This is a genomic window from Pseudomonas sp. LBUM1664, from assembly GCF_059695895.1.
This window is the reverse complement of record NZ_CP166791.1, coordinates 1,165,705-1,187,219: the sequence shown is the minus strand read 5'-3', so window position 1 is coordinate 1,187,219 and position 21,515 is coordinate 1,165,705. Positions and strand designations below refer to the sequence as shown.

General features: G+C 60.4%; 23 protein-coding genes. 1 reads left to right on the top strand and 22 read right to left on the bottom strand.

Translation table 11 applies throughout. The annotated features are described in order from the left end of the window. Nucleotides 1–156 precede the first annotated feature (156 nt). From der to trmJ, 19 genes are all read right to left on the bottom strand, one after another. The gene (gene der, locus ACA047_RS05610; protein ID WP_497357412.1) at nucleotides 157–1,629 is read right to left on the bottom strand and encodes a ribosome biogenesis GTPase Der; all 1,473 of its coding nucleotides are present in this window, start codon (nucleotides 1,627–1,629) and stop codon (nucleotides 157–159) included. A 133-nt stretch (nucleotides 1,630–1,762) separates the two neighbouring features. Beyond that, entirely contained in the window at nucleotides 1,763–2,914 is a 1,152-nt protein-coding gene (gene bamB / locus ACA047_RS05605; RefSeq protein ID WP_497357410.1) for an outer membrane protein assembly factor BamB, read from the bottom strand. Next, the gene (locus tag ACA047_RS05600) at nucleotides 2,907–3,548 is read right to left on the bottom strand and encodes a YfgM family protein (protein ID WP_497357408.1); all 642 of its coding nucleotides are present in this window, start codon (nucleotides 3,546–3,548) and stop codon (nucleotides 2,907–2,909) included. Before ACA047_RS05600 ends, bamB begins: the two co-directional genes overlap by 8 nt. 40 nt (nucleotides 3,549–3,588) lie before the next feature. Then, the gene (gene hisS, locus ACA047_RS05595) at nucleotides 3,589–4,878 is read right to left on the bottom strand and encodes a histidine--tRNA ligase (RefSeq protein WP_497357406.1); all 1,290 of its coding nucleotides are present in this window, start codon (nucleotides 4,876–4,878) and stop codon (nucleotides 3,589–3,591) included. A gap of 25 nt (nucleotides 4,879–4,903) precedes the next feature. Continuing rightward, nucleotides 4,904–6,013: a flavodoxin-dependent (E)-4-hydroxy-3-methylbut-2-enyl-diphosphate synthase gene (ispG, locus tag ACA047_RS05590; RefSeq protein ID WP_003185136.1), complete on the bottom strand. Its 1,110-nt coding sequence runs from the start codon at nucleotides 6,011–6,013 to the stop codon at nucleotides 4,904–4,906. 3 nt (nucleotides 6,014–6,016) lie between these two features. After that, nucleotides 6,017–7,012 (bottom strand): RodZ domain-containing protein, encoded by a 996-nt coding sequence (locus ACA047_RS05585; protein WP_497357404.1) that lies wholly within the window; start codon nucleotides 7,010–7,012, stop codon nucleotides 6,017–6,019. Next, on the bottom strand, nucleotides 7,012–7,770 hold the full coding sequence (pilW, locus tag ACA047_RS05580) for a type IV pilus biogenesis/stability protein PilW (protein ID WP_497357402.1): 759 nt from the start codon (nucleotides 7,768–7,770) through the stop codon (nucleotides 7,012–7,014). Before pilW ends, ACA047_RS05585 begins: the two co-directional genes overlap by 1 nt. Nucleotides 7,771–7,782: 12 nt before the next feature. Further along, nucleotides 7,783–8,931, bottom strand: coding sequence for a dual-specificity RNA methyltransferase RlmN (gene rlmN, locus ACA047_RS05575; RefSeq protein ID WP_497357400.1), 1,149 nt, complete (start codon nucleotides 8,929–8,931; stop codon nucleotides 7,783–7,785). 28 nt (nucleotides 8,932–8,959) lie between these two features. Further along, on the bottom strand, nucleotides 8,960–9,385 hold the full coding sequence (ndk, locus tag ACA047_RS05570; protein WP_497357398.1) for a nucleoside-diphosphate kinase: 426 nt from the start codon (nucleotides 9,383–9,385) through the stop codon (nucleotides 8,960–8,962). A 92-nt stretch (nucleotides 9,386–9,477) separates the two neighbouring features. Then, the gene (gene iscX, locus ACA047_RS05565; protein WP_008147746.1) at nucleotides 9,478–9,678 is read right to left on the bottom strand and encodes a Fe-S cluster assembly protein IscX; all 201 of its coding nucleotides are present in this window, start codon (nucleotides 9,676–9,678) and stop codon (nucleotides 9,478–9,480) included. Nucleotides 9,679–9,692: 14 nt separating this feature from the next. Beyond that, on the bottom strand, nucleotides 9,693–10,034 hold the full coding sequence (gene fdx / locus ACA047_RS05560) for an ISC system 2Fe-2S type ferredoxin (protein ID WP_497357396.1): 342 nt from the start codon (nucleotides 10,032–10,034) through the stop codon (nucleotides 9,693–9,695). A gap of 3 nt (nucleotides 10,035–10,037) precedes the next feature. Continuing rightward, nucleotides 10,038–11,900: a Fe-S protein assembly chaperone HscA gene (hscA, locus tag ACA047_RS05555; protein ID WP_497357394.1), complete on the bottom strand. Its 1,863-nt coding sequence runs from the start codon at nucleotides 11,898–11,900 to the stop codon at nucleotides 10,038–10,040. A gap of 50 nt (nucleotides 11,901–11,950) precedes the next feature. Then, complete coding sequence (gene hscB, locus ACA047_RS05550; protein ID WP_497357392.1) at nucleotides 11,951–12,472, bottom strand: co-chaperone HscB; 522 nt, start codon at nucleotides 12,470–12,472, stop codon at nucleotides 11,951–11,953. Nucleotides 12,473–12,480: 8 nt separating this feature from the next. Next, nucleotides 12,481–12,804 carry an iron-sulfur cluster assembly protein IscA gene (iscA, locus tag ACA047_RS05545; protein WP_497357390.1) on the bottom strand — a complete coding sequence of 108 codons (324 nt, stop codon included), beginning with the start codon at nucleotides 12,802–12,804 and terminating at the stop codon, nucleotides 12,481–12,483. A gap of 24 nt (nucleotides 12,805–12,828) precedes the next feature. Next, nucleotides 12,829–13,215, bottom strand: a complete 387-nt coding sequence (gene iscU / locus ACA047_RS05540; protein ID WP_497357388.1) for a Fe-S cluster assembly scaffold IscU — start codon at nucleotides 13,213–13,215, stop codon at nucleotides 12,829–12,831. A gap of 43 nt (nucleotides 13,216–13,258) precedes the next feature. Further along, a complete protein-coding gene (locus tag ACA047_RS05535) occupies nucleotides 13,259–14,473 on the bottom strand; it encodes an IscS subfamily cysteine desulfurase (RefSeq protein WP_497357386.1) in 1,215 nt (404 codons plus the stop codon). A gap of 50 nt (nucleotides 14,474–14,523) precedes the next feature. Beyond that, entirely contained in the window at nucleotides 14,524–15,015 is a 492-nt protein-coding gene (gene iscR / locus ACA047_RS05530; protein ID WP_497357384.1) for a Fe-S cluster assembly transcriptional regulator IscR, read from the bottom strand. A 263-nt stretch (nucleotides 15,016–15,278) separates the two neighbouring features. Then, entirely contained in the window at nucleotides 15,279–16,055 is a 777-nt protein-coding gene (gene cysE / locus ACA047_RS05525; protein WP_003185162.1) for a serine O-acetyltransferase, read from the bottom strand. 1 nt (nucleotide 16,056) lies between these two features. Next, on the bottom strand, nucleotides 16,057–16,827 hold the full coding sequence (gene trmJ, locus ACA047_RS05520; RefSeq protein ID WP_497357381.1) for a tRNA (cytosine(32)/uridine(32)-2'-O)-methyltransferase TrmJ: 771 nt from the start codon (nucleotides 16,825–16,827) through the stop codon (nucleotides 16,057–16,059). 144 nt (nucleotides 16,828–16,971) lie between these two features. Between trmJ and suhB the strand changes: the two genes are divergently transcribed. Next, complete coding sequence (gene suhB / locus ACA047_RS05515; protein WP_003185165.1) at nucleotides 16,972–17,790, top strand: type III secretion system regulator SuhB; 819 nt, start codon at nucleotides 16,972–16,974, stop codon at nucleotides 17,788–17,790. A gap of 236 nt (nucleotides 17,791–18,026) precedes the next feature. Here suhB and ACA047_RS05510 read toward each other — a convergent pair whose 3' ends face one another. The 3 genes from ACA047_RS05510 to secD form a co-directional block, all read right to left on the bottom strand. After that, the gene (locus tag ACA047_RS05510) at nucleotides 18,027–18,575 is read right to left on the bottom strand and encodes a glycine zipper 2TM domain-containing protein (RefSeq protein WP_497357379.1); all 549 of its coding nucleotides are present in this window, start codon (nucleotides 18,573–18,575) and stop codon (nucleotides 18,027–18,029) included. Between the two features lie 117 nt (nucleotides 18,576–18,692). Continuing rightward, entirely contained in the window at nucleotides 18,693–19,607 is a 915-nt protein-coding gene (secF, locus tag ACA047_RS05505; RefSeq protein ID WP_497357377.1) for a protein translocase subunit SecF, read from the bottom strand. Nucleotides 19,608–19,616: 9 nt separating this feature from the next. Further along, nucleotides 19,617–21,485 (bottom strand): protein translocase subunit SecD, encoded by a 1,869-nt coding sequence (gene secD, locus ACA047_RS05500; protein WP_497357375.1) that lies wholly within the window; start codon nucleotides 21,483–21,485, stop codon nucleotides 19,617–19,619. Between the last annotated feature and the right edge of the window lie 30 nt (nucleotides 21,486–21,515).

Sequence of the window (21,515 nt, the reverse complement as noted above, 5' to 3'; positions counted from 1 at the left end):
TGCACCCGGCTCTGGTGCGGCGCGGGAGAGGTCGAGGATAGCCCAATCGCCAGGCATGAAAAAGGGTGCCACTGTGGGCACCCTTCTTATGTCGCCGAACAACCGTGGCGAGGGAGCTTGCTCCCTCGCCACAAAAGCTCGTGAACCGTAGGCTAATCAGCGTTTGTCGCGACGCTTCTTGTCGGCCTTCTTGTGGTGCGACATCAAGCGACGCTTCTTGTTGACCTGGCGGTCGGTCAGCGTGTTCTTGTTGCCTTCGTACGGGTTCTCGCCGCCCTTGAACTCGATACGAATCGGCGTGCCCACCAGCTTCAGGACGCGGCGATAGGTGTTCTCAAGGTAACGGACGTACGACTTGGGCACCTTCTCGATCTGATTACCGTGAATCACGATGATCGGCGGGTTGGCACCACCCAAGTGGGCATAACGCAGCTTGATCCGGCGGTTGTTGACCATTGGCGGCGCGTGCTCACCGACGGCGTCTTCCAGGATCTGGGTCAGGCGGTTGGTCGGCCAGCGGGTCACCGCCGACTTGAACGAGTTCTGCACTGAAGCGTAGAGGTTGCCCACGCCCGTGCCGTGCAAGGCCGAGATGAAGTGGATGTCGGCGAAGTCGACGAAGAACAGGCGGCGCTGCAATTCGACCTTCACGTAATCGCGCTCGCTCGGCGTCATGCCGTCCCACTTGTTGATCGCGATGACCAGTGCACGACCGGCTTCCAAGGCAAAGCCCAGCAGGTTCAGGTCGTGATCGACCACGCCTTCGCGGGCGTCCATCACGAAGATCACCACGTTGGCGTCTTTGATGGCCTGCAGGGTTTTGACCACGGAGAATTTTTCGACTTCTTCGTGGATCTTGCCGCGCTTGCGCACACCGGCGGTGTCGATCAGCGTGTACTTCTCTTCGTTACGCTCGAACGGGATGTAGATACTGTCGCGGGTGGTGCCAGGCTGGTCGTACACGATGACCCGGTCTTCGCCGAGCATGCGGTTGACCAGCGTCGACTTGCCTACGTTCGGGCGGCCGATGATGGCGATCTTGATCCCGTCTTTTTCGCTCGGGCCCGGAATGCGCTTGGCTTCCTCGCCTTCGGCAACGATCTCTTCTTCGCCGTCTTCGGGTTCGTCTTCGTCGTCTTTCGGGAAATCAGCCAGGGCGATTTCCAGCATCTGGGTGATGCCGCGACCGTGGGCACCGGCAATAGGAATCGCCTGGCCCATGCCCAATGGAGCGAATTCGGCGCGGGCCATGTCTGGGTCGATGTTGTCGACCTTGTTGGCAACCACGTAGGAACGCTTGTTACGTTTGCGCAAATGCTCGGCGATCATCTGGTCGGCGGCGGTAAAACCGGCCTTGGCGTCTACCAGGAACAGCACCACATCAGCTTCTTCGATGGCGAGCAGCGACTGCTCGGCCATTTTTTCGTCCATGCCGTGTTCATCACCGGAGATGCCGCCGGTGTCGACCAGAATGTAGGTACGCCCTTGCCACTTGGCCTCACCGTATTGGCGATCACGGGTCAGACCGGACAAGTCGCCGACAATGGCGTCGCGAGTCCTGGTCAGGCGGTTGAACAAGGTGGACTTGCCGACGTTCGGTCGGCCCACCAGGGCGATTACGGGAACCATGCGGCTCTCCACTTCGTTATTTCAGAAAATACAAAAGCCGCTGCGAGGCAGCGGCTGGTGCTCGGGGCAGCCCATAAAAGCGCTGCGAGCCCCGGGATGGGGCCGCCTGGGGAAGTTATCCCCAAGCATAGTCTTACTTGATGGTCAGGGCTTCCAGTTTGCCGCTGTTGCCATACACATAAATCATGTTGCCCGCTACCAGCGGACGGGCACGCAGCCCGTCGCTGTCGATGCGCTCACGACCGACAAAGCGGCCGTCCACCTGGCTGAGCAGGTGCAGGTAACCTTCCAGGTCACCGACAGCAACGTAGCTGGAGAACACTTCCGGGGCCGACAGTTGACGACGAGCCAGCGAATCGTTGCTCCACAACGCGGTAGTGGAACGCTCGTCGACGCCTTCAACCGTGCCCGAGGACAGGCTCACGTAGACGCTGCCAAAACCCTGGGCGACACCGGCGTAGCTGGATGCATCGCGCTGCCACAGCGGACGACCGCTTTCCAGGTCCAGCGCCGCAACGCGACCCTGGTAGCTGGCGACGTAGAGCGTACCGCCGGACAGCAGCAGACCGCCATCGATGTCGACCACGCGCTCCAGTTCCGAACGACCCTGCGGAATGGCTACCCGCTGCTCCCAGACCGGCACGCCGTTGGAAACATCCAGGGCAACCACTTTACCAGTCGACAACCCGGCCACCGCGAGGTGGTTGGTCACGATCGGCGCACTGGTGCCGCGCAGGGTTAATACCGCCGGGGTGCTATCGTACAACCAGCGCTGGTTGCCGGTGGCGGCATCCAGACCGATCAGACGGTCATCCTGGGTCTGGACCACGACCACGTCACCATTGGTAGCCGGCGGTGCGAGAACTTCACTGGTCACGCGAGCGCGCCATTTTTCTTCACCGTTGCTCGCGTCCAGGGCAACGATCTCCCCCTTGAGCGTGCCAATCATGACCAGCCCGTAACCCACGCCAACGGCGCCGGAAACTGGCAGTTCGAGATCTTTCTTCCATTTGACGTCGCCGTTCAGGCGATCCATTGCCATCACCACGCCAGTGACGTCGCCAGCATAGATAGTGTCGCCATCGATGGCCGGCACCAGCATGTTGTAGGTTTCACCCTGACCATCACCGATGGAACGGCTCCATTGCTTCTGCAGCACGACTTCTTCTTTGAAGTCGGTCAGCTCGGCCGGAGGCAGTTCTTTCTTACTGTTGCTGCTGCAACCCGTGGCCAGAATGGCCAGAGCCAGCAATGCTGCATGTTTCCAATGGATCACGTCACGCATCCCCTTTGGCCAGGTCGTCCAGCTTGATTTGAAGGCCACCGACCGCAGCTTCATCCGACAGCGCAGCCTTGGCTTTTTGATAAGCCGCATTTGCCTCATCAGCACGGCCCAGCTGTACCAGCAGGTCGCCCTTGAGCTCTTCGCGGGTCGCCAGGAACGCCTTGTCGGCATCACCGTCGAGCAGTTTCAACGCGTCTTCGGCCTTGTTCTGCGCCGCCAACACCTGTGCCAGGCGCTGACGCGCCACTTCGCCCAGGGTCGGGTTGGCCGGCTTGTCGACGATGCCTTTGAGCTCGATGGCCGCGTCGTCCAGCTTGCCGCTGTCTACTGCAACCTTGGCCACGAAGAGGCGACCATATTGCGCATAGGCAGTGCCGCCGAACTCGCTGTTGAGCTTGCCGGCCAAGTCCGCCACACGGGCGGCATCAGGCTTGCCGTCCGGGGTCAGCGTGGTTTCCAGCAGTTGCTGATAGAGCACCGAGGCGCCTTGCGACTGGCTGCTCTGGTATTTCTGGTAGGCCTGCCAGCCGAACACGATGACCAGCGCCAACAAGCCGCCAGTGACCAGCGGCTTACCGTTGCGCGTCCACCAGTCCTTCAAATCCGCCAGCTGTTCATCTTCGGTACTCGACACCCCAATACTCCTCAATCGCTAAATCGGCTGTTTAACAGCTTCAACCCTGCACGACGCAGGTGGCCAGGTGTGCAGCAAGCGCATCCCAGGCAATGCTTTGTTGCTCGCCCTGGCCACGCAGGGGTTTGAAACCTACCACTTGCTGGGCCAGTTCGTCGTCGCCGAGGATCAGAGCATACAGTGCACCGCTCTTGTCGGCCTTCTTGAATTGGCTCTTGAAGCTGCCGGCACCGGCGTTGATCTGCAGGCGCAGGTTGGGCAACTGGTCGCGGACCCGTTCGCTCAAGGACAGGGCCGCCACTTCGGCAGCTTCGCCGAACGCACACAGGTAAACGTCGACCTGGCGGGCAAGTTCCTCTGGAACCTTGTCCAGCGCCTCGAGCATCAGCACCAGGCGCTCGATACCCATGGCAAAACCCACGCCCGGGGTCGGCTTGCCGCCCATTTGCTCCACCAGCCCGTCGTAACGGCCACCGGCACATACGGTGCCCTGGGCGCCGAGCTTGTCGGTGACCCATTCGAATACGGTCTTGCTGTAGTAATCCAGGCCACGGACCAATTTCGGGTTGATCACGAAAGGAATGCCGGCGGCATCCAGGCGGGCCTTGAGACCCTCGAAGTGCACGCGGGACTCTTCGTCGAGGTAGTCGGCCAGTTTCGGCGCGTCCACCAGCACCGCTTGGGTGTCAGGGTTCTTGGTGTCCAGCACGCGCAGCGGGTTGGTCTTCAGCCGGCGCTGGCTGTCTTCGTCCAGATGCTCGAGGCGGGCTGAGAGGAACTCCACCAGCGCGTCACGATAACGGGCGCGGGCTTCGGCGGTGCCGAGGCTGTTGAGTTCAAGCTTGACCGCGTCACGAATGCCCAACTCACCCCACAGACGCCAGGTCAGTACGATCAGTTCGGCGTCGATGTCCGGACCGTCGAGGTTGAACACTTCGCAGCCGATCTGATGGAACTGGCGATACCGACCTTTTTGCGGCCGTTCATGACGGAACATCGGGCCGATGTACCAGAGTTTCTGTACCTGCCCGCCGCCGGTGATGCCGTGCTCCAGCACCGCACGCACACACGCGGCCGTGCCTTCTGGACGCAGGGTCAGCGAATCGCCGTTGCGGTCCTCGAAGGTGTACATCTCTTTTTCGACGATGTCGGTCACTTCACCGATAGAGCGCTTGAACAGCTCGGTGAATTCGACGATAGGCATGCGGATCTGTCGATAACCGTAGTTATCCAGCAACCGCGCCACGGTACCCTCGAAATAGCGCCACAGGGGCGTCTGTTCGGGCAGGATGTCGTTCATGCCACGAATGGCTTGCAGAGACTTGCTCACAGGTAATCCTTAAAAATTCGTTCGATCAGCCGCGTGCGATGACCGCTGCGTCGGCTTCGACCTTTTCGGCCGCTTTCTGGCGGATCAGCCTTTCCAGCTCATCCACCAGATTGTCATTCGTCAATTTCTGCGACGGCTTGCCGTCGATGTAAATCAGGTTCGGCGTACCGCCGGTGAGGCCGATATGGGCCTCCTTGGCTTCGCCCGGCCCGTTGACCACGCAGCCAATCACCGCGACATCCAGCGGTACCAGCAGGTCTTCGAGTCGCCCTTCGAGCTCGTTCATGGTCTTGACCACATCGAAGTTCTGCCGCGAACAGCTCGGGCAGGCGATGAAGTTGATGCCACGGGAACGCAGGTGCAGGGATTTTAGAATGTCGTAGCCGACTTTCACTTCCTCGACCGGATCAGCCGCCAACGAGATGCGAATGGTATCGCCAATTCCTTCGGCGAGCAGCATACCGAGGCCGACGGCGGATTTCACCGTGCCCGAACGCAACCCACCGGCTTCGGTGATGCCCAGGTGCAGCGGCTGGACGATTTCCTTGGCCAGCAGGCGGTAGGCTTCGACGGCCATGAACACGTCGGAAGCCTTCACGCTGACCTTGAAGTCCTGGAAATTCAGGCGTTCAAGGTGTTCGACATGGCGCAGGGCCGACTCTACCAACGCGGCTGGAGTCGGTTCGCCGTATTTTTTTTGCAGGTCTTTTTCCAGGGAGCCGGCGTTGACGCCGATACGGATGGGAATGCCGCGGTCGCGGGCGGCATCCACCACCGCGCGCACGCGGTCTTCGCGACCGATGTTGCCCGGGTTGATGCGCAGGCAGTCAACACCCAGCTCGGCCACGCGCAAGGCGATCCGATAGTCGAAATGGATATCGGCCACCAGCGGCACCTTGACCAATTGCTTGATCTTGCCGAAAGCCTCGGCGGCGTCCATGTCTGGCACGGAAACCCGCACGATGTCGACACCGGCGGCTTCCAGGCGGTTGATCTGCGCGACCGTGGCGGCCACGTCGTTGGTATCGCTGTTAGTCATGCTCTGCACAGCGATAGGCGCGTCGCCGCCCACGGGCACGTTACCGACCCAGATCTTTCGGGATTCGCGACGCTTGATTGGAGATTCGCCGTGCATGACTTATTGACCCAACTTCAGGCGAGCTGTCTCGCCACTGGTAAACGGAGCCACATCGACCGGCTGGCCGTTGTAGCTGACCTGCGCGCCACGGGCATACCCCAGACGCACGGTAAATGGCGGCTTACCGTTGATGGAGGTGCTGTCACCCTTGCGCTTGAGGCCGCTGAACAGCACCTTGCCGTTGCCGTCGGTGATCTGCGTCCAGCAGTCGGAGACAAATTGAATCTGTACCTGGCCTTCGCCGGCCGCCGGCGCCACTGGCGTTGCCGGGGCGGCTGGAGCCGCTGAAGCCGCCGGTGCAGCAACGGTCGGCGCTGGCGTGCTCGGTACGGCCGCAGCTGCGGCAACTGGCGCGCTGGTGGTCGGAGCCGCCGGTGCAACAGGCACACTCGGTTCGGCACCTGCTTCGGCATCGGCGCCGTCCTGACTTTGAGGCAGCGCCAGGGCGGTTTCGCCTTCGGTCTGGCCTTCCATGACGGCCTGGTCTTCCGGCTCGTCCAGCGGGTGGATCTGGGTGGTGCCGTCGGCGCCTTCGACTTCAACATGCTCCGGGTTCATGGCGACCGGTTCCTTGTTGCGCAAAGAAGCCTGGTCCTGCCACCAGACGAAACCACCACCAATCACCGCGATCAGCAACAACAGGCTGACGATTCGCAAAATGGTGTGGGAAACGCGAACCGGCTCTTCGATGCGACCCAGGCTGTGCACGCTACTGCCCTGGGCGTTGGAACCGGTGCACTGATCGAATTGCTGGACCAGCACGGTCTGGTCCATACCAAGCAATTTGGCATACGCACGGATGTAGCCCCGGGCGAAGGTATGTCCTGGCAGTTTGTCGAATGCGCCCGCTTCCAGATTGCTCAGGGAAGTCACGGTGAGATTGAGCTTGAGGGCCACTTCGGCCAGCGACCAACCATTGCTTTCGCGGGCTTGACGCAGGGTCTCACCAGGATTTACGCCAGTCGCTGCTACAACTTCGGGATGCGCCGCTTTCATCATTGCTCCGACAGGTATTGCTGATATTCCGGCGTACCGGGATAGAGTCTTTTAAGTTGCAGGCCCAAACTTGCGGCCTTGTCGCGATCTTCAAACACATGTGCCAGCCGAACGCCGAGCAATAGACTACGTGCATTTTGCTCGCTCAGCAGGCTAAAACGTTCGTAATAGTCGCGCGCGGGCACATATTGCCTGTCTTCGTAAGACAACTCAGCCATTTCCAGCAATGCACGCGGTTGCTGGCGGTTGAGTCGCAGCGCTTTTTCAAGCTGCTGGCGGGCCAGGTCACGCTGGCCGAGTTTCGATGCCGTCATGCCGAGGTTTTCGAAAACCCGCGAACGCTCGGGATAAAGGGTATCGGCGGCGGCCTGCTCGAATCGCTCGTAGGCCTCCTTGTAACTTTTTTGCTCGTAAAGAAAGCTGCCGTAATTGTTCAGGATCCGGGCATCCTGCGGCCGGGCGGACAGCGCTTTGCGAAAGTGCTTGTCGGCCAGGTCCGGCTCCATCTCGGCCTGGAATACCAGGGCCAGGGCCGCGTTGGCATCGGCGTCGGAATCGTCCAGTTCCAAGGCTTTCTTGAGCGGGACCTTGGCCCTTTCGGTCATGCCCTGCTGCAAGTAGCCGATGCCCAATTGCACATAGGCCACACGCGCCTCGTCGCGCCCCTTGCTGGTTTTCATCGGGTTGTAGTGACCCGACAGAACACAACCGGTGCTAAGACCGGCCAACAGCAAAATGAGCGCAAAGCGCAGGGACATAGAGTTCCTCTCTTAGTGACTGTTCGCGGCGTTTTGCGCCACATCGTCGGCAGCGTTCAGCTCGCGCACGGCAATGTAACGCTCGCTGCGACGGGTGCGATCCAGCACCTGCCCTACCAATTGGCCACACGCAGCATCGATGTCTTCGCCGCGGGTGGTGCGCACGGTGACGTTGAAGCCAGCGTGGTGAAGCTGATCCTGGAAGCGACGAATCGCGTTGTTGCTCGGACGCTCGTAGCCAGAGTGCGGGAACGGGTTGAACGGGATCAGGTTGATCTTGCACGGGATGTTCTTGAGCAGCTCAATCATCTCGACCGCGTGTTCAACCTTGTCGTTCACGTCTTTGAGCAACGTGTACTCAATGGTCAGTACGCGCTTCTCGCCCAGGGACGACATGTAGCGCTGGCACGACTCCAGCAGCATCTTAAGCGGATACTTCTTGTTGATTGGCACCAATTGGTTACGCAATGCGTCATTGGGTGCGTGCAGCGACAACGCCAGGGAGACGTCGATGTGCTTGGCCAGCTCATCGATCATCGGCACCACGCCGGAGGTGGACAGGGTCACCCGGCGCTTGGAAATGCCATAGCCCAGATCATCCATCATCAGGTGCATGGCAGCGATGACGTTGTCGAAGTTCAGCAGCGGCTCACCCATGCCCATCATCACCACGTTGGTGATGGCACGGTCGACGGTTGCCGGGACGCTGCCAAAGGATTTGTTGGCAATCCACACCTGGCCGATCACTTCGGCGGCGGTGAGGTTACTGTTGAAACCTTGCTTGCCGGTGGAGCAGAAACTGCAATCCAGGGCACAGCCAGCCTGGGACGAAACGCACAAGGTGCCGCGTTTGCCCTGAGGGATGTAAACGGTCTCGACGCAGCTGCCGGACGCCACGCGCACCACCCACTTACGGGTGCCGTCGCTGGAGATGTCCTGGCTCACCACTTCGGGGCCGCGAATCTCGGCAACCGCCTTGAGCTTTTCGCGCAAGACCTTGCCGACATTCGTCATGGCGTCGAAATCGTCGACGCCAAAGTGGTGAATCCATTTCATCACCTGGCCGGCACGGAAACGCTTCTCCCCGATCGAGTCGAAGAATTTCTCCATTTCCGGCTGGGTCAGGCCCAACAGGTTGGTTTTGCCGTTTGATGTCGTCATGGATTCACCTTCACTCAAAAGCCTGGGCTTAGCGAGTGGTTACTTCAGTAGCGGAGAAAAAGTAAGCGATTTCGCGAGCAGCAGCGGCTTCGGAGTCCGAACCGTGAACGGCGTTGGCGTCGATGGACTCAGCGAAGTCAGCGCGGATGGTGCCGGCAGCAGCTTCTTTAGGGTTGGTGGCGCCCATCAGCTCACGGTTGCGAGCGATGGCATTTTCGCCTTCCAGCACCTGAACGACAACCGGACCGGAGGTCATGAACGCAACCAGCTCACCGAAGAAACCGCGCTCGCTGTGCTCAGCGTAGAAGCCTTCGGCTTCGGCTTTGGACAGTTGCTTCATTTTCGAAGCTACAACGCGCAGGCCAGCGTCTTCGAAGCGGGAAACGATCTTGCCGATCACGTTTTTAGCAACGGCGTCAGGCTTGATGATGGAGAAAGTACGTTGAACAGCCATGGTGTAACTCCAGAAACGGTAATTTGCGAAAAATTAAACCCGCGAATTATACGCGGGTTCTTGGGTATTGCCTAACTGCGTACGGTGCAGACTCAGTCTGCTTCTTCGATCCAGGCGGCCTGAATGGCTTCAAGCACCTTCTCGCCACCACGGGTCGGATCATCGCTGAACTCCGGCAATGCCAGCACCCATTTGTGCAGATCGACGAAGTTCACGTAACGGGGGTCTACATCCGGCTTGGATTCAGCCAACTGGATCGCGATTTCCAGCACATCAACCCATTTCAGACTCATTGTAGTTTCCTGAATCAGTGCGGCGCTTCGGCGGCGTGGTTGAGCGAATACCTCGGGATCTCGACGGTCAGGTCTTGCGTACCGACGATCGCCTGGCAAGCCAGACGCGATTGCGCTTCCAGGCCCCAGGCCCGGTCGAGGAAGTCTTCTTCCAGCTCGTCAGCTTCTTCCAGCGAATCGAAGCCCTCACGAACAATGCAATGGCAGGTCGTGCATGCGCAGACGCCGCCACAGGCGCTTTCCATCTCGATATGGTGCTCATGGGCCAGTTCGAGAATGGATATGCCGGGCTCAGCCTCTACAACCATGCCCTCCGGGCAGAACTTCTCGTGAGGCAAAAAAATCACCTGCGGCATCAGTTACTCCTCGATTTCATTCAGGTTGCGCCCCGCCAGGGCGGCTTTGACCGTCGAGTCCAGGCGGCGGGCAGCAAAGGCGTCGGTGACTTGCGACAGACGCTTGGTCTGCTGCTCGATGGCGTAACCATCGGTGCCTTTGATCAATTCGGACAGTTCCTGCATTTGCAGCTCGATGACCATGCGCTCTTCGGCGTCCAGCAAGCGCTCGCCGTCGGCGTCAAGGGCCGCCTGCACGGCTTCGATCAGGCGCTGGGCATCGACCTGTTGCTCGCGCAGCACGCGGGCCACCTTGTCGTCGCTGGCGTGCTGGAACGAGTCCTTGAGCATCTTGGCAATTTCGCCGTCGGTCAGGCCGTAGGACGGTTTGACCTGGATGCTCGCCTCGACGCCCGAACCCAGCTCGCGCGCGGAGACATTGAGCAAGCCGTCGGCGTCGACCTGGAAAGTCACACGAATCTTCGCCGCCCCAGCGACCATGGCCGGGATGCCGCGCAATTCGAAACGCGCCAGGGAACGACAGTCGCTGATGAGTTCACGCTCGCCTTGCAGCACGTGGATCATCATGGCCGACTGGCCATCTTTATAAGTGGTGAAGTCCTGGGCGCGAGCAACGGGGATGGTGGTGTTGCGCGGAATCACCTTCTCCATCAGGCCGCCCATGGTTTCCAGGCCCAGGGACAACGGAATCACGTCGAGCAACAGCAGTTCGCCACCCTCACGCTTGTTGCCCGCCAGAGTATCGGCCTGGATCGCGGCGCCAATGGCAACCACCTGGTCCGGGTCGATTTCAGTCAGCGGCTGACGGCCAAAGGCCTGGGCGACAGCTTCGCGAACCCGAGGCACACGGGTCGAACCGCCGACCATGACCACGGCCTTGACGTCTTCGAGCTCAACGCCAGAATCACGCACGGCGCGGCGGCAAGCCTTGAGGCTGCGGGCAACCATGGGCTCGATCAGCGCATCGAAGGCTTCGCGGCTCAGCGAAGCTGTCCAATCGCCGTAGGCCACGTCGACACGCACGGCATCGGTCAGGGCTTCCTTGGCCGCACAGGCAGTTTGCAGCAGATGGCGCTGCGCACCGGGATCGAGGTCGGCGGACAGGCCCGCTTGCTCAATGATCCAGCCGGCAATGGCGTGGTCGAAGTCATCGCCGCCCAAGGCGCTGTCGCCGCCAGTGGCCAGGACTTCGAAGACGCCGCCCGTCAGGCGCAGGATCGAGATATCGAAGGTACCGCCGCCCAGATCGTAGATGGCTACCAGGCCTTCGGCGTGCTGGTCCAGACCGTACGCCACAGCAGCGGCGGTGGGCTCGTTGAGCAGGCGCAGCACGTTCAGCCCGGCCAACTTGGCCGCATCCTTGGTGGCTTGACGCTGGGCGTCGTCGAAATAGGCCGGGACGGTGATAACCGCGCCTACCAACTCACCGCCCAATGCCGCCTCGGCGCGCTGGCGCAGCACCTTGAGGATGTCGGCCGAAACTTCCACAGGGCTTTTCGGGCCCTGCACGGTTTCGATGAACGGCATGTGCGACTCGCCGCCGACGAAGCGGTACGGCAGTTGATCGCCCAGTTGCTTGACGTCGGACAGACCACGACCCATCAAGCGCTTGACCGACACAATGGTGTTCAACGGATCGGTCGCCGCAGCCAACCGGGCCGACTCGCCCACTTCGACGCGATCGGCGTGATAGCGAACGGCAGACGGCAGGATCACCCGGCCCTGCTCATCGGCCAGCGGTTCGGAAAGACCGCTGCGCAGGGCAGCGACCAGCGAATTGGTAGTACCCAAGTCGATTCCCACAGCCAGACGACGCTGGTGCGGTTGTGGACTTTGGCCGGGTTCGGCGATCTGCAGTAGGGCCATCGTAATCAGGACTTATCTGTAATCAGGCGTGCGACCGGAGCGGCACTGGGTTAATCGTCGAGGCGCTCTTCTAACTGGCGCACTTCGTAGGTGAGCTTGTCGAGGAACTGCATGCGCCGCATCAGGCGTTCGGCCTGTTCGCGTTGCGCGGCATCGTTCCAACAAGCTGCGAAGCTTTCGTTCAAGGTTTGCTGGGCGTCTTTCAAGCGGCGCTTGAATACCGCGACGCCAGCCAGGTCGGCGCTGTCCTGCAGGTCCTCGAGCTCTTCGCGCCACTGCATCTGCTGCAGAAGAAACTCGGGATCGTGCACGGTGACTTCCAAGGGCAACTCATGACCGCTGATGGCGAGCAGGTAACGCGCGCGCTTGGCAGGGTGCTTGAGCGTCTGGTACGCCTCGTTGAGGTTCGCGGACTGCTCTAGCGCCCGCCGCTGCTCAGCCTCGGAAGCGTCAGCAAAGCGATCCGGATGGACGCCACGGGCCAGTTCCAGGTAACGCGCGGACAGCTGGTCGAGATCCAGGGAAAACCCCGGCTGCAACTCAAACAAAGCAAAATGACAAGGAGTACCCACAAGCCGCCTCAGATGTTGAAGCTTTCGCCGCAGCCACATTCACCGCGCACGTTGGGGTTGTTGAACTTGAAGCCTTCGTTCAACCCTTCCTTGACGAAATCCAGTTCAGTGCCGTCCAGGTACGTCAGGCTTTTCGGGTCGATGATCACTTTCTGACCATGACTCTCGAACACCTGATCGTCGTCGCCCACTTCGTCGACGAATTCCAGCACATAGGCAAGGCCAGAACAGCCTGTGGTGCGAACACCCAGGCGGATACCCTCGCCCTTGCCGCGCCCTGCAAGAGAACGCTGCACATGCTTAGCTGCCGCTTCTGTCATCTGGATAGCCATGAAAACTCCTTACCTGTGCACAGATCAGATCAAGCCTTTCTTCTGCTTGTAATCGCGAACAGCGGCCTTGATGGCGTCTTCGGCGAGTACCGAGCAGTGGATCTTCACGGGCGGCAGGGCCAATTCTTCGGCCAGCTGAGTGTTCTTGATGGTTTCGGCTTCATCAAGGGTCTTGCCCTTCATCCACTCGGTGGCCAGGGAGCTGGACGCAATCGCCGAGCCGCAGCCGTAGGTCTTGAACTTGGCATCTTCGATGATGCCGTGCTCGTTGACCTTGATTTGCAGGCGCATTACGTCGCCGCAAGCCGGCGCCCCAACCATGCCGGTGCCGACATCAGGATCCTGCGCGTCCATCTTGCCGACGTTGCGCGGGTTCTCGTAGTGGTCGATGACCTTTTCGCTATATGCCATTTGCTTCAATCCTCATCAGTGAGTCGCTCTGGTGGCGACTTCTTCAGTGCGCCGCCCACTCGATTTTCGAAATGTCGACGCCATCTTTGTACATGTCCCACAGCGGCGACAGCGCGCGCAGCTTGGTGACGGCCTCGCAGACTTTCTGCGCGGCGTAATCGATTTCTTCTTCGGTGGTGAAGCGGCCGAAGGTGAAGCGGATCGAGCTGTGGGCCAGCTCGTCGTTGCGGCCCAGGGCGCGCAGTACATACGAAGGCTCAAGGGATGCCGAGGTGCACGCCGAACCGGACGACACGGCCAGATCCTTGAGCGCCATGATCAGCGACTCACCTTCAACATAGTTGAAGCTCAGGTTCAGGTTGTGCGGAACGCGGGCGATCATGCTGCCGTTGACGTACAGTTCTTCGAGGTGCTCGACCTGCTTGTAGAAGCGGTCGCTCAAGGCCTTGATGCGTACGTTCTCGGCCGCCATGTCTTCCTTGGCCACGCGGAAGGCTTCGCCCATGCCGACGATCTGGTGGGTCGCCAGGGTGCCGGAACGCATGCCACGCTCGTGACCGCCGCCGTGCATGGTCGCCTCGAGGCGAACACGCGGCTTGCGGCTCACGTACAGCGCGCCGATGCCTTTAGGGCCGTAGGTTTTGTGGGCCGAGAACGACATCAGGTCGACTTTGAGCTTCGACAGGTCGATGTCGACCTTGCCAGTGGACTGGGCCGCATCGACGTGGAACAGGATGCCCTTGGAGCGGGTCAGTTCGCCGATGGCTTCGATGTCGTTGATGGTGCCGATTTCGTTGTTCACGTGCATGATCGAGACCAGGATGGTGTCGTCGCGCAGCGCGGCTTCAACCATGGCCGGGGTGATCAGGCCGTCTTCACCCGGCTCGATGTAGGTGACTTCGAAACCTTCACGCTCCAGTTGGCGCATGGTGTCCAGGACAGCCTTGTGCTCAACCTTGGAGGTGATCAGGTGCTTGCCCTTGGTGTGATAGAAGTGCGCGACACCCTTGATTGCCAGGTTGTCGGACTCGGTGGCACCGGATGTCCAGACGATTTCACGCGGGTCGGCGTTGACCAGGTCAGCGACCTGGCGGCGGGCGTTTTCGACCGACTCTTCAGCCTTCCAGCCAAACACGTGGGACCGGGATGCCGGGTTACCGAAGTTTCCGTCGACCAGCAGGCATTCACTCATCTTTTGCGCGACACGCGGATCAACCGGGGTGGTCGCAGAGTAATCAAGGTAAATCGGCAATTTCATGGACTATCTCCTAAATCAGGCTGGCTGGCGTTCCGCTTGCTCTGCGGCGGTCATTCGACGGCGGACGCTTCAATCTTGTCCAGGTGCGGCGCCTTGCTATTGCAGCGGCGCTGGTCCTGTCGCTGGGCTACTTCCTGTACCTCACGGCGAGTTACAAGGTCAGCCAAGCTGATACCGCTTAGAAATTCGTGGATCTGCAAGCTGAGGTCGCACCACAAATGGTGGGTCAGGCAAGTATCGCCGCCATGACAGTCGCCCAGCCCCTGGCATTTGGTCGCATCGACCGATTCGTTCACGGCATCGATCACTTGGGCGACCTGGATGCCATGCATGTCGCGCGACAGCTGATAGCCGCCGCCGGGGCCACGCACGCTGGACACCAGGTTGCTGCGGCGCAGCTTGGCGAACAGTTGTTCAAGGTAAGACAGGGAGATGCCCTGGCGCTCGGAGATATCGGCCAGGGACACCGGCCCGTGCTGCGCGTGCAATGCCAGATCCAGCATCGCGGTCACGGCGTATCGGCCTTTTGTAGTCAGTCGCATGGACAATTACCACGGAGTTCGGAATGAGGGCGAGTATGCAATTCCCGAGTATTTAAGTCAAGTATAAGACCTAGTGCTTTACTCAGGTTTACCCGCGAAAGAGCGCGCGCATCATAGCAAAGGCTGGCCAGTGGCGACCAGCGATACCGCGTTATCGTTCATAGCGAACAGGCTTTGCTCCCACAGGGCTCCTGTGAAACAGGATTCCTGTGGGACAAGGTTTTTGTGGGAGCAAGGCTTGCCCGCGATGCAGGCGCCTCGGTTCAACTAGCCTGGCTTTCGTCCTTATCCTTCACACACGCAAAATCCTCCTCGCGCAGCTCAGGAAGGTCCTTGGCACAGTAATTACTGCCCAGGTCCTTCAGGGCGCCGCACATACCCTCCAGGCGTCCATCGACGGCCTGCAGGTGATCGAGCAACTGGTTGATGGCGCGGGCCACCGGGTCTGGCATGTCTTCGCCGACACCGTAGGCATCGAAGCCGATTTTCTCGGCCATGGCTTTGCGCCGGGCATCCTGCTCGTCATCGGACTTGACGATGATCCGCCCCGGAATGCCCACCACGGTCGCGCCGGGCGGCACAGCCTTGGTGACCACGGCATTGGAGCCGACTTTCGCCCCCGCACCCACCGTGAACGGCCCGAGCACCTTGGCGCCAGCCCCCACCACCACGCCGTCTTCCAACGTCGGGTGGCGCTTGCCCTTGTTCCAACTGGTGCCGCCCAGGGTCACGCCTTGGTACAGCGTCACGTCATCGCCAATCTCGGCGGTTTCACCGATGACGATGCCCATTCCGTGGTCGATGAAGAACCGACGACCGACCTTGGCCCCCGGGTGGATCTCGATCCCGGTCAGCCAGCGCCCGAAGTTCGAGACCAGCCGCGCCAGCCACTTCCAGCCCATATTCCACAAGGCGCCGGACAGGCGATGGATCCAGATCGCGTGCATGCCCGGGTAGCAGGTCAGCACTTCAAAGGCATTGCGCGCCGCTGGGTCCCGATGGAAAACGCTTTGGATATCTTCACGCAAACGTTCAAACATTTTATTTCTTCCGCTTAATCAGCTCGCCACGGGCCGCTTTCTGGGTTTCCGTGAGGATGCCGCGCAATATATTCATCTCCGCCCGGCTCACCGAGCTTCGTCCGTACAACCGACGCAGGCGCGCCATCAAGTGCCGCGGCTTGTCCGGGTCGAGGAACTCGATGTCCACCAGGGTCTGCTCCAGGTGCTCATAGAATCGCTCCAGCTCGTCCATGGTCGCCAGTGTCTCACTGCGCGGCGACGTGACTTCGGTTTTTTCGACCTTGCTTGGCTTGCCTTCGGCGGCCAGCCAGGCCATGCGCACTTCATAACTCAACACCTGCACCGCCGCCCCGAGGTTCAAGGAGCTGAACTGCGGGTCGGAAGGGATATGCACGTGAAAGTGACATCGCTGCAGCTCGTCGTTGGTCAGGCCGGAATCTTCACGACCGAACACCAAGGCTATTTCAAAACCTTGCGCGGCTTCCTCGACCACTTTGGTGCCGCATTCGCGAGGGTCGAGCAGCGGCCAGGGGATGCGGCGATCGCGAGCGCTGGTGCCGAGCACCAGGTTGCAACCCACCAGAGCGTCTTCCAGGGTGGCGACCACCTGGGCGTTGGCCAGGATGTCACCGGCGCCGGACGCCCGGGCATCGGCTTCGTGATGGGGAAACAAGCGAGGCTCGACCAGCACCAGCCGCGACAGGCCCATGTTCTTCATGGCCCGCGCAGCCCCGCCGATGTTACCCGGATGGCTGGTATTGACCAGGACGACACGAATGTTCTGCAACAAGGGAGGCGCTCTCGAACACGATAAAGGGAGCAAATCTTACATAAGCACCTACCGTTAAGCTATGAAAGCGAACACCAACCTTCTCCTGAGAAAACTTTCTGATAGAATGCGCGGCTTTCTTTAACAACCTTAGGTGACACATCCATGCAGCCCATGCTGAATATCGCGCTGCGCGCCGCCCGCAGCGCCAGTGAACTGATCTTCCGCTCCATCGAGCGCCTGGATACCATCAAGGTCGATGAAAAAGACGCCAAGGACTACGTGTCCGAGGTTGATCGCGCCGCCGAGCAAAAAATAGTCGACGCACTGCGCAAGGCTTACCCGAACCACTCGATCCTGGGTGAAGAGACCGGCATGCACGCCGGCACCGGCATCGAAGGCGAAGAATACCTGTGGATCATCGATCCGCTGGACGGCACCACCAACTTCCTGCGCGGCATCCCTCATTTCGCTGTCAGCATCGCCTGCAAATACCGTGGCCGCCTGGAGCACGCCGTTGTGCTGGACCCGGTTCGCCAGGAAGAATTCACCGCCAGCCGTGGCCGTGGCGCCCAACTGAACGGTCGCCGCCTGCGCGTCAGCGGCCGCACCAGCCTGGACGGTGCCCTGCTGGGTACCGGTTTCCCGTTCCGTGATGACCAGATGGACAACCTGGACAACTACCTGGGCATGTTCCGCGCCCTGGTTGGCCAGACCGCCGGTATCCGCCGCGCCGGCGCTGCCAGCCTGGATCTGGCTTATGTTGCCGCTGGCCGTTTCGATGCGTTCTGGGAGTCGGGCCTGTCCGAATGGGACATGGCCGCAGGCGCCCTGCTGATCCAGGAAGCAGGCGGTTTGGTGAGCGACTTCACCGGCGGCCACGACTTCCTTGAAAAAGGCCACATCGTTGCTGGCAACACCAAATGCTTCAAGGCAGTACTCACCGCCATCCAGCCACACCTGCCGGCCTCGCTGAAACGCTAAGCACCCAGCTACAGAAAAAGCACCTTTCGGGGTGCTTTTTTTATGCCTGGATTTTATGACCCGCCATCAATCCCCTTGTGGGAGCGAGCCTGCTCGCGATGCGGTAGCACATTCAACATTAATGCAAGCTGACCCGACGCTATCGCGAGCAGACTCGCTCCCACAGAGGATTTGGGTGGGCCATAAAATGCGGGCGCAAAAAAGCACCCCGAAGGGTGCTTCTCATAACAACTGAATCACTGAGCCGGTTCGTTCTGCCCCAGGACCAGTTGGCCTTCCTTGTTCACCGGAATCTGGTTGCCCGGGTCGCGGTCCATGCGGACTTTGCCTTCCTTGCCGTCGAGCGTGTAGCGAACGTCGTAGCCTACAACCTTGTCGCTGATGTCATTGACGGTGTTGCAGCGAGTTTGGGTGGTGGTGTAGGTGTCGCGCTCCTGCATGCCTTCCTGAATCTTGTTACCGGCATAACCGCCGCCGGCAGCGCCCGCCACGGTGGCGATTTTCTTGCCGGTGCCGCCGCCAACCTGGTTACCCAACAGGCCACCCGCCAGGGCGCCGATCACAGTACCGGCGATCTGGTGTTGATCCTGAACCGGTTTCTGCCGGGTCACGGTGACATCCTTGCACACTTCACGCGGGGTTTTGATCTGTGTTTTGACCGGCTCCACGGCCAACACTTGCGCATACTCAGGACCACTTTTTACCAAGCTGTAGGTGGCTACCGCACCACCGGCAGTCACACCGACAGCACCCAACACCGCACCAACCAGCATCGATTTGTTCACTTGAACCTCCTGACCATCACAAGCGGGATTAACCCGCGCTTCTCCCAGCCTTGGAGCATAAAAAAAGGCGCGAGTTCAACTCGCGCCTTTTGAGCGGTGACGGACGGAAACGAGGCCTTACGGGCGGTCGTCGACTTCCGTTTCGGTGGCCGCTGGAGGAATCAGATCCTCGGTGCTCAGGTTCAGCCAGATCAGCACCACGTTAGCGATGTAGATCGACGAGTAAGTACCCGCCAACACACCGATAAACAGCGCGATGGAGAAACCGAACAGGTTATCGCCACCAAAGAACAGCAGCGCCGCAATCGCCAGCAAGGTGGAGATCGACGTCGCCATGGTCCGCAGCAGGGTCTGGGTGGTCGAGATGTTGATGTTCTCGATCAGGGACGCCTTGCGCAGCACGCGGAAGTTCTCACGCACCCGGTCGAACACCACGATGGTGTCGTTGAGCGAGTAACCGATGATCGCCAGCACCGCCGCCAGCACCGTCAAATCGAAGGTGATCTGGAAGAACGACAGGATGCCCACGGTCACGATCACGTCGTGGATCAGCGAAACAATGGCGCCCACCGCAAACTTCCACTGAAAGCGAAAGGCCAGGTAGATCAGGATGCCGCCCAGCGCCATCAGCATGCCGAGGCCGCCCTGGTCGCGCAGTTCTTCACCCACTTGCGGGCCGACGAACTCGACGCGCTTGACCTTCGCCGGGTTGTCACCGCCCGCCTTCTGCAAGGCTTCGGCTACCTGATGGCCCAACTGCGGGTCTTCACCCGGCATGCGCACCAACAGGTCGGTGGTCGCACCAAAGCTCTGCACGATGGCATCGCTATAGCCCGAAGTCGCCAGTTGCTCACGCACCTTGGTGACGTCGGCCGGACGCTCGTAGGTCAGCTCGATGAGCGTACCGCCGGTGAAGTCCAGGCCGTAGTTCAGGCCCTTGGTGCCCCAGCTGAACAACGCCAGAAGGGTAAGGAACAATGTGACGCCGAACGCAATGTTGCGAACGCCCATGAAGTTGATAGTACGTAACATGGCAGCCCCTTAAATCCACAACTTCTTGAAGTCACGACCACCAAAAATCAGGTTGACCATTGCGCGGGTCACCATGATGGCTGTGAACATCGAGGTAAAGATCCCGAGGGACATGGTCACTGCGAAGCCCTTGACCGGGCCGGTGCCCATGGCGAAGAGAATCCCGCCCACCAGCAACGTGGTCAGGTTGGCGTCGAGAATCGCGGTGAATGCCCGGCCGAAGCCTTCGTTGATTGCACGTTGAATCGTCATGCCCGCGGCAATCTCTTCACGAATCCGCGAGAAGATCAGCACGTTGGCGTCCACCGCCATACCCATGGTCAACACGATACCGGCGATACCCGGCAGAGTCAGGGTTGCACCCAGCAACGACATCAGGGCCAGCAGCAGCACCATGTTCACCGCCAGCGCGACCGTGGCAATGATGCCGAAGAAGCGATAGATGGCCATGATGAACAGCGAGACAAACAGCATGCCCCACAGCGATGCATTGATACCCTTGGTGATGTTGTCGGCACCCAGGCTCGGGCCAATGGTGCGCTCTTCAGCGAAGTACATCGGCGCGGCCAGACCACCGGCACGCAGCAACAGGGCCAGCTCCGAGGCCTCACCCTGACCGTTCAGGCCGGTGATGCGGAATTGGCTGCCCAGCGGCGACTGGATAGTCGCCAGGCTGATGATCTTTTTCTCTTCCTTGAAGGCCTGCACCGCGACGTCTTTCTCGACACCGTTAACCACTTGCTTGGTGTAAGTGGTGATCGGCTTCTGCTCAATGAAGATCACCGCCATGCTGCGACCGACGTTGCTGCGCGTGGCGCGGCTCATCAGCTCGCCACCGTGGCCGTCGAGGTGGATATTGACCTGTGGACGACCCTGCTCGTCGAAGCCCGCCTTGGCGTCGGTCACCTGGTCACCGGTGATGATCAGGCCACGTTCGATCTGCGCTGCCGGACGATTGCCCTCACGGAACTCGAAGCTCTCGGAAGTGGCCTTGGAAGCGCCCGGCTCAGCGCCGAGGCGGAATTCCAGGTTGGCGGTCTTACCAAGGATACGCTTGGCTTCGGCGGTGTCTTGCACGCCTGGCAGCTCAACCACGATGCGGTTGGCGCCCTGGCGCTGCACGATCGGCTCAGCCACACCCAGCTCGTTGACCCGGTTACGTACCGTGGTCAAGTTCTGCTTGATGGAGTATTCGCGGATTTCCGCCAGCTTGGCTGGGGTCATCGCCAGACGCAGCACCGCCTGACCATTGAGGTCGGCCGGCACAACGTCGAAATCGTTGAAGTTCTTACGGATCAGCGCACGGGCCTGCTCGCGGGTATCTTCATCACTGAAGCCCAGCTGAATGGCACCGTCGAGTGGCGGCAGGCTGCGATAGCGAACGCGCTCTTTGCGCAACAGGCTCTTGACGTCGCCTTCGTAGACTTTCATCCGCGCGTCGAGGGCTTTATCCATGTCCACTTCCAGCAGGAAGTGCACACCACCGGACAAGTCCAGACCCAGCTTCATCGGGTGCGCGCCGAGTTTTCGCAACCATTGCGGGGTGGTCTGGGCCAGGTTCAGGGCTACAACGTAATCGTCGCCCAACGCCTTGCGCACCACGTCCTTGGCCGGCAGCTGATCTTCAGCCTTGGTCAGACGCAACAGGCCGCCCTTGCCGTGTTCGGCGACGGACGAAGCCTTGACGTCAATCCCGGAGGCCTTGAGCGCAGCGTTCGCACGGTCCAGATCCGCCTGAGTGACCTGCAAGGCAGTGCTTGCGCCACTGACTTGAATGGCCGGGTCATCCGGATAGAGATTGGGAGCGGAATAAATCAGACCGACCGCCAGCACCGCCAGGATCAGTACATATTTCCACAGAGGGTATTTGTTCAGCATCACGCCGCCCGCTTATGACGCGGGGCGCCT

What these genes read in the sequence shown, in the direction of transcription:
- pilW (WP_497357402.1), bottom strand. Translation starts at nt 7,770, where the DNA reads ATGTCCCTGCGCTTTGCGCTCATTTTGCTGTTGGCCGGTCTTAGCACC.
- bamB (WP_497357410.1), bottom strand. Translation starts at nt 2,914, where the DNA reads ATGCGTGACGTGATCCATTGGAAACATGCAGCATTGCTGGCTCTGGCC.
- iscX (WP_008147746.1), bottom strand. Translation starts at nt 9,678, where the DNA reads ATGAGTCTGAAATGGGTTGATGTGCTGGAAATCGCGATCCAGTTGGCT.
- cysE (WP_003185162.1), bottom strand. Translation starts at nt 16,055, where the DNA reads ATGTTTGAACGTTTGCGTGAAGATATCCAAAGCGTTTTCCATCGGGAC.
- der (WP_497357412.1), bottom strand. Translation starts at nt 1,629, where the DNA reads ATGGTTCCCGTAATCGCCCTGGTGGGCCGACCGAACGTCGGCAAGTCC.
- secF (WP_497357377.1), bottom strand. Translation starts at nt 19,607, where the DNA reads ATGTTACGTACTATCAACTTCATGGGCGTTCGCAACATTGCGTTCGGC.
- ACA047_RS05535 (WP_497357386.1), bottom strand. Translation starts at nt 14,473, where the DNA reads ATGAAATTGCCGATTTACCTTGATTACTCTGCGACCACCCCGGTTGAT.
- fdx (WP_497357396.1), bottom strand. Translation starts at nt 10,034, where the DNA reads ATGCCGCAGGTGATTTTTTTGCCTCACGAGAAGTTCTGCCCGGAGGGC.
- ACA047_RS05585 (WP_497357404.1), bottom strand. Translation starts at nt 7,012, where the DNA reads ATGAAAGCGGCGCATCCCGAAGTTGTAGCAGCGACTGGCGTAAATCCT.
- ispG (WP_003185136.1), bottom strand. Translation starts at nt 6,013, where the DNA reads ATGCACGGCGAATCTCCAATCAAGCGTCGCGAATCCCGAAAGATCTGG.
- suhB (WP_003185165.1), top strand. Translation starts at nt 16,972, where the DNA reads ATGCAGCCCATGCTGAATATCGCGCTGCGCGCCGCCCGCAGCGCCAGT.
- ndk (WP_497357398.1), bottom strand. Translation starts at nt 9,385, where the DNA reads ATGGCTGTTCAACGTACTTTCTCCATCATCAAGCCTGACGCCGTTGCT.
- iscR (WP_497357384.1), bottom strand. Translation starts at nt 15,015, where the DNA reads ATGCGACTGACTACAAAAGGCCGATACGCCGTGACCGCGATGCTGGAT.
- rlmN (WP_497357400.1), bottom strand. Translation starts at nt 8,931, where the DNA reads ATGACGACATCAAACGGCAAAACCAACCTGTTGGGCCTGACCCAGCCG.
- secD (WP_497357375.1), bottom strand. Translation starts at nt 21,485, where the DNA reads ATGCTGAACAAATACCCTCTGTGGAAATATGTACTGATCCTGGCGGTG.
- hscA (WP_497357394.1), bottom strand. Translation starts at nt 11,900, where the DNA reads ATGGCCCTACTGCAGATCGCCGAACCCGGCCAAAGTCCACAACCGCAC.
- iscA (WP_497357390.1), bottom strand. Translation starts at nt 12,804, where the DNA reads ATGGCTATCCAGATGACAGAAGCGGCAGCTAAGCATGTGCAGCGTTCT.
- iscU (WP_497357388.1), bottom strand. Translation starts at nt 13,215, where the DNA reads ATGGCATATAGCGAAAAGGTCATCGACCACTACGAGAACCCGCGCAAC.